This is a genomic window from Dankookia sp. P2 (assembly GCF_050632255.1).
Classification (GTDB): domain Bacteria; phylum Pseudomonadota; class Alphaproteobacteria; order Acetobacterales; family Acetobacteraceae; genus Paracraurococcus.
The window spans coordinates 3,876,395-3,888,920 of sequence record NZ_CP192581.1; the positions used below are offsets into that span (position 1 = coordinate 3,876,395).

Sequence of the window (12,526 nt, forward strand, 5' to 3'; positions counted from 1 at the left end):
CGCGCGGACCGTCGGCGAATCATCGCCCATGCGAAGGCCAATCCGGGGAAGCTCAGCTACGCCTCGGCCGGGCCGGGCTCCACCAACCACCTCTGCGCCGCGATGTTCTGCCGCATGGCCGGGATCGAGATGGTGCACGTGCCCTATCGCGGCGGGGCGCCGGCGGTGCTGGACACGGTGGCGGGGCAGGTGCAGCTGTTCTTCTCGGCGGGCACGCAGACCCTGCCGCATGTGCGGGAGGAAGGCTGCGCCTGCTGGCGGTCACCGAGGAGCACCGCAGCGCCCTGCTGCCGGAGGTGCCGACGGTGGCGGAGACACTGCCCGGCTACGCCATGGCGGTGTGGTACGGCGTGCTCGGCCCGCGCGGCATGCTGCCGGCGGTGGTGGCGCGGCTGAATGCCGAGATCAACCGCGCCCTGCTGCTGCCGGAGGTGAAGGGGAAGATGGCGGCGATCGGCGTCGAGGTCGCGCCCGAGGCGCCTGCCGACTTCGCCGCCCGCATGCGCGCCGATGCGGCGAAGTGGGGACGGGTGATCCGCGAGCTCGGCGTGACCGCGGGCGATGCCTGAGGCGCGGCTGTCCGCGGCGCAGCTCGCGCGCCTTGCCGCCGCGGCGCGCGACCCGGCGCCGCTGGCCCTGCTGCGCGCCGCCGATGCGGTGGGACGGGAGGCGATGGGCCACCAGCTCTGCACCGCGATGCGCTTCGACGCAGCGGCGATGACGGTGCGGCGGATCTACAGCTCGGACGAGATCGGCCTATCCGACCGGCGGCGCCAAGCCGAAGCGCGACACCGCATGGGGCCGCCAGGTGCTGCTGGAAGCCCAGGTTTTCGTCGGCGAGGGCGAGGCGGCGATCCGCGCGCATTTCGCCGACCACGCGCTGATTGCGGCCCTCGGCCTGCGCAGCATCGTCAATGTCCCGGTTTTGCTGGGCGGCGTATGCCGCGGCACGGTCAACTTCCTCTGGCCCGCGGCGGCGATCACGCCCGGGCGCCGGGCGATGGCGGGATTGCTGGGGCTGGTGGTCGCGGCCGACTGGGCTGTTCACGTCCAGTGACGCGCACGCGACCTCTCGCGTTTGTAAAGGGACAAGGACGGTTACTTGGCGCACACCCAACCCACGGGGGATTTTCTCGCTAAATCGAAGTGGTTATGGGGGATTGTTGCCATGCAGGTTTTGGTCGTCGAGGACGAGCCGCTGATCCGCATGTCGATCTGCGACCTGCTGGAGGAAGCCGGCTTCGCCTGCGTCGAGGCGTCCAATGCGCGGGAGGCGCTGGCGCTGCTGGGTGCCGGGCTGCGGCCGGCCATCCTGATGACCGACTACAATCTTGGCCCCGGGATGAACGGCCGGGCGCTGGCGCTCGAGGCGCTGGCCCGGCTGCCCGGCCTTGCCGTGGTGCATGTGACCGCCAATGCGGACTACCTGCTGGAGCATGGGCTGCAGGCGGCGGAACAGGTGATCGCCAAGCCCTTCAATGCGGCCACGCTGGTGGGAACGGCGCTGCGGCTGCAGGAGGCGGCCTGGTTCGGCGGCCTGATGGGCCCGGCGCCGCTGGAGCTGGCGCCGGTCGTGACCGCGGGGGCGGTGCTGGCGCCGTGAGCAGGATGGCGCGCCGATCACGCTTGTGAAAGGATTATTTTCCTGCAATCCTGCCGGCTTTGGCAGGAGCCCGGCGCATGACCCATCCCGCAGCCCCATCCCGCCCCGCCGCCGGTCCAGGGCTTTGTCCGAAAACGCGTCGCGGCCGCTGCACCCCGCCGATAAAATCCTCAAGGTGTTGAGCCGGATCGTCGCCCGGCCCTTGCAGGGGCAGGGTTTTTCGCCTGCCCTCCGGCACGCGGCTTCAACCGGATTGCGCGGCGTTGAGCCGCGACCGGCGCCCCTCCGGCCATCGGCTGCCGCGGCCTTCCCCGTCGCTCCGCCCGCGTGGTACCCCCGGCCGCATGAACCGACCTTCCGGCCGTGCGCCCGACGCCCTTCGCCATGTCGTCCTCGAGCCCGGCGTGGCCCGCCATGCCGAAGGCTCCTGCCGCATCCGCATGGGGGTGACCGAGGTGCTCTGCACCGCCTCGATCGAGACCCGCGTGCCGCCTTTCCTGCGCGGCACCGGCCAGGGCTGGGTGACGGCCGAATACGGCATGCTGCCCCGCGCCACCCATACCCGTGGCGACCGCGAGGCGGCGCGCGGCAAGCAGTCCGGCCGGACCCAGGAGATCCAGCGGCTGATCGGCCGGTCGCTGCGCGCCGTCACCGACCTGAAGGCGATGGGCGAGATGTCCATCACCCTCGACTGCGACGTGCTGACCGCCGATGGCGGCACCCGCTGCGCCAGCATCACCGGCGCCTGGGTGGCGCTGCACCTGGCCTTCCGCCACTGCCTCAAGATGAACGTCATCGCCACCATGCCGCTGAAGGACCAGGTGGCAGCGGTCTCCTGCGGCATCTGGCAGGGCGTGCCGGTGCTCGACCTCGACTACGAGGAGGACAGCAAGGCGCATACGGATGCGGATTTCGTCCTCACCGGCCGCGGCGGGATGGTGGAGATCCAGGGCACGGCGGAGGGCGAGCCCTTCTCCGAGCCGCAGCTGCTCGACCTGCTGAAGCTCGCCCGCCACGGCACGGACGAGCTGTTCCGCCGGCAGCGCGCCGCGGTGGGGATCGGCTGATGCCGTCCGATGACCGCAGCGGCGCAGGCCGCGAAGGTCTGAATCGGCCGGCCGACACCGCCGATGACCGCAGCGGCGCAGGCCGCGAAGGTCTGAATCGGCCAGCCAGTCACCGCCGGCTCGCGCCTGGCCGGCTGGTGCTGGCCAGCCACAATGCCGGCAAGCTGCGGGAGGTCGCGGCGCTGGTCGCCCCGCACGGGATGCAGGTCGTCTCGGTGGGCGAGCTCGGCCTGCCGGAGCCGGCGGAGACGGAGGACAGCTTCCTCGGCAATGCCACCATCAAGGCGTTGGCCGCGGCGCGCGCCGCCGGGCTGCCGGCGCTGGCCGACGATAGCGGCTTCTCGGTCGCCGCGCTCGGCGGCGATCCCGGCGTGCGGACCGCCGACTGGGCGGAGCGGCCGGAGGGCGGGCGCGACTATGCCATGGCGATGGCCAAGGTGGCGGCGCTGGCCGCGCCGCATGGGGACCGCCGCGCCTGGTTCACCTGCGCCCTGGTCCTCGCCTGGCCGGACGGCCATGTGGAGGGCTTCGAGGGAAGGGTGCACGGCACCTGGGTGCACCCGCCGCGCGGCGCGCGTGGCTTCGGCTACGACCCGATGTTCATCCCCGATGGCGGCACCGAGACCTTCGGCGAGATGGACCCGGCGGAGAAGCACCGCATCAGCCACCGCGCCCGGGCCTTCGCCCTGCTGCAAGCGGCCTGCCTGGCGCCGCCGGCGGGGTGAGCCGGCGCTCAGCCCTCCTCCGCCACCGCCTCCTCCGCCGGGGTATGGGCCTGCAGGCCATGCGCCAGCAGCCAGTCCCAGCCCTCTTCCGGCTCGTCCACCAGGCCGAAGAGCGAGAGGTCGTGCGAGATCGACCAGGCCGTGGCGGGCCAGGGCCTCGGAATTCACCACCTCCTCCCAGTACGCGCGGCCGAACAGCACCACGCCGACCGGCGGCGCCTTGCGGGTCTGCAGCAGGGTCAGCATCTCGAACAGCTCGTCGAAGGTGCCGAAGCCGCCGGGGAAGACCGCCAGCGCATTGGCCCGCATGGCGAAGTGCATCTTGCGCATGGCGAAGTAGTGGAAGCGGAAGGTCAGCGCCGGCGTGCTGTAGGCGTTCGGCGCCTGCTCGTGCGGCAGGGAGATGTTGAAGCCGATGCTGGGCGCGCCGACATCGGCGGCGCCCCGGTTGGCGGCCTCCATGATCCCGGGGCCGCCGCCGGTGGCGACGACGTTGTCGCGCAGCCGGCCCTCGGGCGCCAGCGCGCCGCCGCGCAGGGAGACGATGCGGGCGAACTCCCGCGCCTTCGCATACCAGGGCGCGAGGTGGGCGCGCGGCGTGCCCGGCACCGCCCGTTCGGGGGCGGGGATGCGGGCGCTGCCGAAGACCACCACGGTGCTGCGCACGCCCCAGTCGCGCAGCGCCAGCTCGGCCTTCTCGTATTCCATGGCGAAGCGGAGCGCGCGGGCCTCGTCGCGCCGCAGGAAATCCGGGTCCTCGACCGCCAGCCGGTAGCTGGGAGAAGCCATCTGCGCCGCGTTGTCGGTCATGCCGCCATCCTGTGCCTCGGACGGGTGTAGCATCCGGCATGGCCTCCGCGTTCCTCCTGACCCGCCGGCTGCTGCCGGCGCTCCTCCTCCCAGCCTGGCGCGGGCCGAGGGCGGGCGGGTCATGCGTCCGGCGCGGCGCCGCTGCAGGGGCCCGCGCACGCCGCCGGCGCGCTGGTCTGGGCGCACCAGCACTACTGGGACGGCCCGCCGCCCGGGCCGCCGCCCTTCCTCGGCCGCCTGCTGGGCCGGGGCTGGGACCTTTGGCGGCTGGACCGGCCGGCGGAGGCGACCACCATCACCCCCGGCCTCGACCCGCTGGAGGGCGGCGCCGAGGTGCTCGCGGCCGGCACCGCGCGGCTTCGGTCGGAGGGCTATCGCCGCATCGCGGTGGTCGGCGAGAGCCGCGGCGCCTTCATCATGCTGGTCGCGCTCCGCCACGCGCCGTTGGCCGAGGCGGTGCTGCTGATGGCGCCGGCGGCGCATGGTCCGCGGCCGGAGCGGCGGCCATCGGCGCTCGCGGCCTTCCGGGAGGCCTGCGCGGCGGCGGCGCCCGGCACGGTGCGGCGCGGCGGGCTCGTGCTGTTCGCCGACGACCCCTACGATCCCGACCCGGCGGCGCGCGCCGCGGCCTTCGCGGCCGGCATGGCCCGCTGCGGGGCGGAGGCCCTGGTGATCGACCGCCCGGCCGCGCCGACCGGCCATGGCGCTGCGCAGGACCCGTCCTTCGATGCGCTGTTCGGCGCCCGGCTGGCCGGCTTCCTCGGCGGTCAGGCCTGAGGCGCGAGCAGCGCCCGGCCGCGCGGCGTGGCGGAGACCTGCAGCCCTTCCGGCCCGCCGGGGCCGAGGACGACGAAGCCGCCTTCCAGTGCATCCTCCCAGACCGTGAGGCGGGGGCATGAGGTGCGCCAGGCCTCGATCACCTCGCGGTAGGGGCGGGGCTTGGCGGCGACCCAGGCGACCAGGTCGCGGACCAGGGGGGCGATGATCGTCTCGGACATGCGGGTCCTCCCTCAGGGCGCCACGGCGAGCAGCCAGCCGCCATAGGCGACATAGTAGCCGGAGACCACGGTGATCAGCCGGTCGGTCCAACGGCGGTACTGGACATCGGTCATGGTTTCCAGGATCCGCCGGGCGAGCGTGGTGCCGAGCATCGAGCAGAGGATGGCGACCCCGGCCACGGTCCAGTCGAGCCCCGCTGTCTGGTCCACCAGGGCGCCGAAATAGACCAGCTTGGTGGCATGGCCGAGGATCTGGCAGGCCGCCTTGGTGGCGACGATCTGCCGCCGGTCCAGCCCGCCGCCGAGGAAGAAGCGGTCGATCAGCGGGCCGGAGACGCCGGTCAGCAGCATCAGCGACATCGCGGCCGTGCCATAGGCCAGGCCCTGCACCGGGCTGCGCGGGTCGGGCGCCGCTCCTTCGGCAGCAGCTTCACCAGGAAGGGCGTGATGCCGAGGGCGAGCAGCGCCACCGGCTTGCCCGGCACCCAGCGCAGCAGGGACCACAGCAGCAGGGCCAGGGCGAAGCCGCCGCCGATGGCGGCGATCGGCCGCCAGACGATGTGCCTGCGCCAGAGGAGGGCGCGCCAGCCGTTCGAGGCCATCTGCGTCACCGCATGCAGCGCCATGGCCTCCGGCAGCGGCAGCAGGGCGAGCAGCACGCCGATCAGCACCAGCCCGCCAGCCATGCCGAAGATGCCGGAGAGGAAGGCGGTGCCGGTCATCACGACCGCAAGCAGGAGGATGGTGGGCAGGGCCATGCGGCTATTCCTTGTTGCCCATGGCATGCGCCCGTTGAGCCAGCGGCACAAACCGAGATAGCCTGGGCTGGCCTCAGCTTTCCTGAGGCTGACCCTCGAGGCAAACCCTGCGCCGCCTGCCCTTCCTGAATGGCATCCGCGCCTTCGAGGCGGCCGGCCGCACCGGCAGCTTCGCCGCGGCGGCGGCGAAGCTGCATGTCAGCCCGGCCGCCATCAGCCGCATGGTGAAGCTGCTGGAGGAACGCCTCGGCCTGGCGCTGTTCGAGCGGCGGGCCAACCGGTTGGCGCCGACCACCGCCGGCGCGCGCTACCTCGCCGGGCTCAGCCCGCTGCTGGATGGCCTCGCGGCGCTGACCGAGGAGGTGGCGGCGCTCGGCGGGCGGCAGGTGCTCACCCTCGGCGTCGGCCCGACCTTCGCCATCCGCTGGCTGATCCCGCGCTTGGTGGATTGGCAGCAGCGCCAGCCGGGGTGGAGGTGCGGATCACCACCGGCGGCGCCGCGGTGCCCTTCGCGCCGGACTGGACCTGCGGCATCCGGCTGGGGGAGGGGAACTGGCCCGGCCTCGTCTCCGTCCCGCTCTTCGCCGCCGACCTGACGCCGGTCTGCGCCCCGGGGCAGGCAGGGCGGCTGCGCACCCCGGCCGACCTCGCGCGGGCGAGCCTGCTGCGCGTCGGCCATGCCGCCGAGGACTGGCCGCGCTGGCTGGCCGCGGCCGGGCTGGCGGGCCTCCAGGCGCGCGGCCCGCTCTTCGACCATTACGGCCAGGCGCTGCAGGCGGCGGCCGACGGGCTCGGCGTGGCGATGGGCATCCGGCCCTATATCGACGACGACATCGCGGCCGGGCGGCTGGTGGCGCCCTTCGGGCTGACGGTCTCGAAGGGCATGGGCTGGTACCTCGTGCACCGGCCGCAGCGCGTGGCGGAGCCGGCCTTCGCCGCCTTCCTCGGCTGGATCACCGCGGCCGCCGCGGGCGGCACCGCGCCCCGTCCGCTTCCGGATTGACAGGCCCCGCGCGGCGCGCCTGCTATGCGCCGGAAATGCGGTCGCCCGACCAAAACGGCGGCCCTGGAGGGAAACATGTCCAAGCTGAAGCGCCGCGCCCCGCTGCCGGCGGCCGCCCTGCTGGCGGCGCTCGCCGCGTCGGATGCCGTTGCCCAGACTGCCCCCAGCATCGGCGCCACCGATATCGGCGGCGTGGTGACCGGCCCGGCCGGACCCGAGGCCGGCGTCTGGGTAATCGCCGAGACCACCGACCTGCCCACCGATCGCCAAGATCGTCGCCACCGACGATGCCGGGCGCTACGTCATCCCGGACCTGCCGACGGCGAGCTACAAGGTCTGGGTGCGCGGCTACGGGCTGGTCGACAGCCCGCGCGTCGATGGCGCCTTGGGCAAGCCGCTGAACCTCACCGCCACGCCGGCGCCGAGCGCGGCCGCGGCGGCCGAGGCCTATCCCGGCATGTATTGGTATTCGATGCTGAGGATCCCGGGCGCCGACCAATTCCCCGGCACCGGGGACGGGAAGGGCGGCAACGGCATCCCCGGATCCATGAAATCCCAGTATGCCTGGGTCGATACCGTCAAGCAGTCCTGCCAGTCCTGCCACGCGCTCGGCAGCCAGAACATCCGCCACCCGAAGAAGGAGCTGGGCGAGTTCGCCAACTCGACCGAGCTGTGGGCGCGGCGCATCCAGTCCGGCCAGGCCATGTCCAACATGGCGATCTCGATCGCCCGGCTCGGGCCGGAGAAGGGCCTCTCGCTCTATGCCGACTGGACCGACCGGATCGCCCGCGGCAAGCTGCCGAGCGACAAGCCCCGCAGGCCCGAGGGCCTCGAGCGCAACATGGTGGTCACGCTGTGGACTGGGCGGCGCCGACCAGCTACCTGCACGACGCCATCTCGACCGACAAGCGGAAGCCGACGCTCTTCCCCAACGGGCTGATCTACGGCTCGCCGGAGGAATCGACCGACGAGGTGCCGGTGCTGGACCCGGTCAACCACAAGACCTGGACGGTGCGGCACCCCTTCCGGCCGGGCACGCCGAGCCTGCTGGACGAGCCGCGCGGGCCCTCGCCCTTCTGGGGCGAGGAGGCGATCTGGGACGGCCATACCAGCAACCACAACCTGATCGTCGACGACCGCGGCCTGGTCTGGTTCGCCGCCCGCATCCGCGCCGCCGCCGACCAGCCGGAATGGTGCAAGGCCGGCAGCGACCATCCCTCGGCCAAGGTGGTGCCGATCAATGCCGGCCGGCACTTCTCGGTCTACGACCCGAAGACGCAGAAATCTCGACCTGATCGACACCTGCTTCGGCACCCACCACCTGTATTTCGGCTACGATGCCGACCAGACGCTCTGGACTAGCTGGGGCGGGCCGGCGGGCAATGTGGTGGGCTGGCTGAACACCCGGAAATACCTGGAGACGCGCGACGCCAAGGCCTCTCAGGGCTGGGCGCCGATGGTCGTCGACGTGCCCGGCTGGGGCAGGCGCGGCGAGTATGTCGAGGCGGACAAGCCGCTCGACCCCACCAAGCAGAAGCGGATCATCGCCGGCATGTACGGCGTGCAGCCGAGCCCGACCGATGGCTCGATCTGGGGCCAGTCGATGGACCGCGGCTTCTCCCGCATGGACATGCCGGGCTACCTGATCCGCTTCGTCCCCGGGGCGGACCCGACCAATACCGGCCTGACCGAGATCTTCCTGCCGCCGCCCGGCAGCTGGAGCCCGCGCGGGGTCGACGTGGACAGCAAGGGCGTGGTCTGGACCACGCTCGGCAGCGGCCACCTGGCGAGCTTCGACCGCAGCAAGTGCAAGGCGCCGATCAGCGGGCCGGCCGCGGCCACCGGCGAGCAATGCTACGAAGGCTGGACGTTGTACCGCTTCCCCGGCCCGCGATCTGCCGGCGTCGATCCTCGGGCAGCGCCGACCACGCCTATTACGTCTGGGTCGACCGCTTCAACACGCTCGGCCTCGGCAACGACGTGCCGATCGCCTCGACCAATGGCTCCGAGAGCCTGACGGTGCTGGTGGACGGCAAGCTGCACCAGTTGCACGTGCCCTACCCGGCGGGGTTCTTCACCAAGAACGTCGACGGGCGGATCGACGACCCGAACACGGGCTGGAAAGGCCGCGGTGTCTGGACAACGACCGGAACGCGGGCGCCCTTCCACAACGAGACGGGCAAGGGCGAGCGGCCGCGGGTCTTCAAGGTGCAGATGCGGCCGGATCCGCTGGCGCGCTGAGACAGGCGGGGCGGGGTGCCAGGTGCCCCGCCCCGCCTGTGTCACGGAGTGCAGCCCGTGGCGGGACCGATCGGCAGGCCTGCCACAGCCGCGTCCGGAACAATGGATTTCGGTTGCGCCTGGGCGTGAATAATGCCACCATGGGTGCATGTTTTTCATATCCTAGTATCGCCATCGAGCGGTGAGCCCGCGCAGTCAAGCTGCGGCTTCTGGGTCTAGGTATGGAGAGCCTGACATGCTCAAAACGATTTGGCGTGCGGTCGAGGTCTTTGCGGTCTTCGCAACCTTGAGCGCCTTTGCGGGCGGCTCGGTGGAAATCGGCCGCGATGGCAGCGTGACCCTTCGTCTCTACAAGCCGGCCTCCTCGGCGAGTGCGGTCGCAACGCAGGCCACGGAGTGCCGCATAGCACGCTTCCTGTCTCCCGAACCCACCTGCGCGGCCTGAACGGCTCGAAGGGCCGCTTCATCGCGCCAGGAACTGAGCCGCGCCGGCCCATTGGCCCGCGCCGCCGTTCCGGGCTAGACCCCCGCCCCATGCTCAAAGGCGTCCTCACCGTCGGCGGCTGGACCATGGCCAGCCGCGTCCTCGGCTTCGCGCGCGACATGCTGATCGCCTCGCGGCTCGGCGCCGGGCCCATGGCGGACGCCTTCTTCGTCGCGCTCAAGCTGCCCAACCTGTTTCGCCGGCTGTTCGGCGAGGGCGCCTTCAACGCCGCCTTCGTCCCCGCCTTCGCCGGGACACTGGCGGTGCAGGGGCCGGCCGTGGCGCGGCCAGCTTGCCGAGCGCATGGCGGCCTTGATGACCCTCTGGCTCTCGCTGCTGGTGGTGCTGGGCATCCTCGCCATGCCGCAGCTGATGTCGGTGCTGGCGCCGGGCTTCGTGGACGACCCCGCCAAGTTCCAGATGGCGATCGAGCTGACGCGGATCACCTTCCCCTATTTGCTGCTGATCTGCCTCACGGCCCTCGTTTCCGGCGTGCTCAACGGGCTCGACCGCTTCGCCGCCGCGGCCGCCGCGCCGATCTTCTTCAACCTGCTGTCCATGGCGGCGCTGCTGGTGCTCACGCCCTATGTGGCGACGCCGGCGCATGCGCTGGCCTGGGGCGTGACGCTGTCGGGCGCGGTGCAGCTCGGCCTCGTGCTCTGGGCCTGCGCCCGGGCCGGGATGCCGCTGCATTTCCTGAAGCTGCCGTCGCTGGCGCCGGAGGTGCGGCAGGTGCTGCGGCGGATGGGCCCGGGGATCATCGGCGCCGGCGTCACCCAGCTCAACCTCGCGGTCGACGTCATCATCGCCAGCTTCCTGCCGGCCGGCGCGGTGTCCTATTTGTACTATGCCGACCGGGTCGGGCAGCTGCCGCTCGGCGTCATCGGCGCCGCGGTCGGCACCGCGATGCTGCCGCTGCTGTCGCGCCAGGTGCGCTCGGGGGAGACGCTCTCGGCCCACCGCACCATGAACCGGGCGATGGAACTGTCCCTGCTGCTCTGCCTGCCGGCGGCGGCGGGGCAGGCGGCGGCGGCCTGGCCGATCGTCTCCGTGCTGTTCCAGCGCGGCGCCTTCGGGGCGGGAGGAAGCGGCGCTGACCCGCCGCGGCGCTCTCGGCCTATGCGCTGGGGCTGCCCGCCTATGTGCTGGTGAAGATCTACGCGCCGGGCTTCCTTCGCCCGCGGCGACACCGCGACGCCGGTGAAGGTGGGATCCGCCGCTGTCGGGCTGAACATCGTGCTCAACCTGGTGCTGATCCAGTGGCTGAGCCATGTCGGCGTGGCGCTGGCGACGGCGACCTCGGCCTGGTTCAATGCCGCCATGCTGGGCTGGCTGCTGAACCGGCGCGGGCAGATGATCCTGGATCGCCGCCTGCGTCGGCGCATCCCGCGCCTGCTGCTGGCCGCGGGCCTGATGGCGGCGGCGATCCTGGCGCTGCGCACGGTGCTCTTCCCGGTCGAGGGGCCGCTGCGCTTCGTCGCGCTGGCGGCCCTGGTGGCGGCCGGCGGCGCGGTCTATTTCGGCGTGGCCCAGGCGCTGGGTGCGATCGACCTGCGGGAGGTGCGGGGGATGCTGCGGCGGCGGCGGAAGGTCGCCGCTTCGACCTGACCGCGCCGAGGGGCAATCACCGCAGCCCTTCACACCGCAGATGGTCTCCACCCCCATGCAGCGCGTCTTCTCGGGCATCCAGCCCTCCGGCATCCCGACCCTCGGCAATTACCTCGGCGCCATCCGCATTGGGTGCCGCTGCAGGACACGCACGACGCGATCTATTGCGTGGTGGACCTGCACGCCATCACGGTCTGGCAGGACCCCAGGGAGCTGCAGACCCAGACGCGGGAGATGGCGGCGGCGCTGATCGCATGCGGGCTCGACCCGAAGCGCTGCATCCTCTTCGTGCAGTCGCATGTCCACGCCCATGCACGGCTGGCCTGGATCTTCAACTGCGTCGCCCGCCTCGGCTGGCTGAACCGGATGACGCAGTTCAAGGACAAGGCCGGCAAGGACCGCGAGGCGGCCTCCAGCGGCCTCTACGTCTATCCGAACCTGATGGCGGCCGACATCCTGGCCTACAAGGCGACCTTGGTGCCGGTCGGCGACGACCAGAAGCAGCACCTCGAGCTGGCCAATGACATCGCCGAGAAGTTCAACCACGACTACGGCGTGCCGGATTTCTTCCCGCATATCGACCCGCTGATCCAGGGCGTCGCGGCGCGGGTGATGTGCGCTGCGCGACGGCAGCAAGAAGATGTCGAAGTCGGACGCCTCCGACCAGTCGCGCATCAACCTGACCGACGACCGCGACACCATCGCCCTCAAGATCTGCCGGGCGAAGACCGACCCGGAGCCGCTGCCCGACCATGTCTCGGGCCTCGAGGGAAGGCCGGAGGCGCGCAACCTGGTCGGCATCCTTGCCGCCGTGACCGGCAGCCTGCCGGAGAACGTGCTGCGCGAGCATGGCGGCAAGGGCTTCGGCGCCTTCAAGGAGGTCCTGGTCGAGGCGCTGGTCGACCACTTGAGCCCGATCCAGGCGGAGATGCAGCGGCTGCTCGGCGACCCTGCGGCGCTGGATGCGGCGCTGCGGCTCGGCGCACAGCGGGCGGCGGCGATCGCCGAGCCGATCGTCACCGAGGCCGAGCGGGTGGTGGGCTTCCTGCCGCGCTGAGCGCCAGACGGGGAGCCGGAGTCGCCGGCCCTGCGGAGACGTCGCGGGGCGGCGGGATGGCCCGCCCGATGCGGGCCGACGGGGGTCTGGCTCCTTCGCCGACTGCTCCGGGCTGGCCGCCGGCGGCGGCGCTCTTGCGGCCGGCGGCGCGGGGCTGGCACTGGCGAGCGGC

Annotated in this window: 16 protein-coding genes and 3 pseudogenes; 15 read left to right on the forward strand and 4 right to left on the reverse strand. The window is 72.1% G+C overall.

Going from position 1 to position 12,526, the window contains the following annotated elements; translation table 11 throughout:
- Positions 1 to 21: 21 nt before the first annotated feature.
- The 6 genes from ACQ86J_RS22760 (at position 22) to ACQ86J_RS22785 (ending at position 3,395) form a co-directional block, all read left to right on the forward strand.
- Entirely contained in the window at positions 22 to 396 is a 375-nt protein-coding gene (locus tag ACQ86J_RS22760) for a tripartite tricarboxylate transporter substrate-binding protein (protein ID WP_431272501.1), read from the forward strand.
- Positions 288 to 569 carry a tripartite tricarboxylate transporter substrate-binding protein gene (locus tag ACQ86J_RS22765; RefSeq protein WP_431272502.1) on the forward strand — a complete coding sequence of 94 codons (282 nt, stop codon included), beginning with the start codon at positions 288 to 290 and terminating at the stop codon, positions 567 to 569. Before ACQ86J_RS22760 ends, ACQ86J_RS22765 begins: the two co-directional genes overlap by 109 nt.
- Before the next feature lie 239 nt (positions 570 to 808).
- Positions 809 to 1,057, forward strand: coding sequence for a hypothetical protein (locus ACQ86J_RS22770; RefSeq protein WP_431267319.1), 249 nt, complete (start codon positions 809 to 811; stop codon positions 1,055 to 1,057).
- Positions 1,058 to 1,168: 111 nt separating this feature from the next.
- Complete coding sequence (locus ACQ86J_RS22775; RefSeq protein WP_431267320.1) at positions 1,169 to 1,603, forward strand: response regulator; 435 nt, start codon at positions 1,169 to 1,171, stop codon at positions 1,601 to 1,603.
- Positions 1,604 to 1,947: 344 nt separating this feature from the next.
- Complete coding sequence (gene rph, locus ACQ86J_RS22780) at positions 1,948 to 2,670, forward strand: ribonuclease PH (RefSeq protein WP_431267321.1); 723 nt, start codon at positions 1,948 to 1,950, stop codon at positions 2,668 to 2,670.
- Positions 2,670 to 3,395, forward strand: coding sequence for a non-canonical purine NTP pyrophosphatase (locus ACQ86J_RS22785; RefSeq protein WP_431267322.1), 726 nt, complete (start codon positions 2,670 to 2,672; stop codon positions 3,393 to 3,395). The genes rph and ACQ86J_RS22785 overlap by 1 nt, the downstream gene beginning before the upstream one ends.
- 222 nt (positions 3,396 to 3,617) lie before the next feature.
- Here the strand turns inward: ACQ86J_RS22785 and ACQ86J_RS22790 are convergent.
- Positions 3,618 to 4,328, reverse strand: a pseudogene (locus ACQ86J_RS22790) (LOG family protein); the annotation flags it as partial.
- A gap of 210 nt (positions 4,329 to 4,538) precedes the next feature.
- On the opposite strand from ACQ86J_RS22790, the gene ACQ86J_RS22795 reads away from it, so the two are divergent.
- Complete coding sequence (locus ACQ86J_RS22795; protein WP_431267323.1) at positions 4,539 to 4,982, forward strand: hypothetical protein; 444 nt, start codon at positions 4,539 to 4,541, stop codon at positions 4,980 to 4,982.
- On the opposite strand, the gene ACQ86J_RS22800 is transcribed toward ACQ86J_RS22795, so the two are convergent.
- From ACQ86J_RS22800 to ACQ86J_RS22810, 3 genes are read right to left on the reverse strand one after another with little or no spacing between them, the layout of a single operon-like run.
- Entirely contained in the window at positions 4,973 to 5,203 is a 231-nt protein-coding gene (locus tag ACQ86J_RS22800) for a hypothetical protein (protein WP_431267324.1), read from the reverse strand. The genes ACQ86J_RS22795 and ACQ86J_RS22800 overlap by 10 nt on opposite strands.
- A 12-nt stretch (positions 5,204 to 5,215) precedes the next feature.
- Positions 5,216 to 5,593, reverse strand: a complete 378-nt coding sequence (locus tag ACQ86J_RS22805) for a hypothetical protein (RefSeq protein ID WP_431267325.1) — start codon at positions 5,591 to 5,593, stop codon at positions 5,216 to 5,218.
- On the reverse strand, positions 5,554 to 5,961 hold the full coding sequence (locus ACQ86J_RS22810; RefSeq protein WP_431267326.1) for a TSUP family transporter: 408 nt from the start codon (positions 5,959 to 5,961) through the stop codon (positions 5,554 to 5,556). Before ACQ86J_RS22810 ends, ACQ86J_RS22805 begins: the two co-directional genes overlap by 40 nt.
- Before the next feature lie 134 nt (positions 5,962 to 6,095).
- Here ACQ86J_RS22810 and ACQ86J_RS22815 point away from each other — a divergent pair, with 134 nt between their 5' ends.
- The 8 genes and pseudogenes from ACQ86J_RS22815 (at position 6,096) to trpS (ending at position 12,354) form a co-directional block, all read left to right on the forward strand.
- Positions 6,096 to 6,557: a LysR family transcriptional regulator gene (locus ACQ86J_RS22815; RefSeq protein ID WP_431272503.1), complete on the forward strand. Its 462-nt coding sequence runs from the start codon at positions 6,096 to 6,098 to the stop codon at positions 6,555 to 6,557.
- The gene (locus tag ACQ86J_RS22820; protein WP_431272504.1) at positions 6,443 to 6,964 is read left to right on the forward strand and encodes a LysR substrate-binding domain-containing protein; all 522 of its coding nucleotides are present in this window, start codon (positions 6,443 to 6,445) and stop codon (positions 6,962 to 6,964) included. The genes ACQ86J_RS22815 and ACQ86J_RS22820 overlap by 115 nt, the downstream gene beginning before the upstream one ends.
- 340 nt (positions 6,965 to 7,304) lie before the next feature.
- Positions 7,305 to 7,904: a hypothetical protein gene (locus ACQ86J_RS22825; RefSeq protein ID WP_431267327.1), complete on the forward strand. Its 600-nt coding sequence runs from the start codon at positions 7,305 to 7,307 to the stop codon at positions 7,902 to 7,904.
- 300 nt (positions 7,905 to 8,204) lie between these two features.
- Positions 8,205 to 8,981 (forward strand): hypothetical protein, encoded by a 777-nt coding sequence (locus ACQ86J_RS22830; RefSeq protein ID WP_431267328.1) that lies wholly within the window; start codon positions 8,205 to 8,207, stop codon positions 8,979 to 8,981.
- Positions 8,945 to 9,205, forward strand: a complete 261-nt coding sequence (locus ACQ86J_RS22835; RefSeq protein ID WP_431267329.1) for a hypothetical protein — start codon at positions 8,945 to 8,947, stop codon at positions 9,203 to 9,205. The genes ACQ86J_RS22830 and ACQ86J_RS22835 overlap by 37 nt, the downstream gene beginning before the upstream one ends.
- A 235-nt stretch (positions 9,206 to 9,440) precedes the next feature.
- Positions 9,441 to 9,650, forward strand: coding sequence for a hypothetical protein (locus tag ACQ86J_RS22840; RefSeq protein WP_431267330.1), 210 nt, complete (start codon positions 9,441 to 9,443; stop codon positions 9,648 to 9,650).
- A 354-nt stretch (positions 9,651 to 10,004) separates the two neighbouring features.
- Positions 10,005 to 11,297 (forward strand): annotated as a pseudogene (gene murJ, locus ACQ86J_RS22845) (murein biosynthesis integral membrane protein MurJ).
- 55 nt (positions 11,298 to 11,352) lie between these two features.
- Positions 11,353 to 12,354, forward strand: a pseudogene (gene trpS, locus ACQ86J_RS22850) (tryptophan--tRNA ligase).
- Positions 12,355 to 12,526 lie beyond the last annotated feature (172 nt).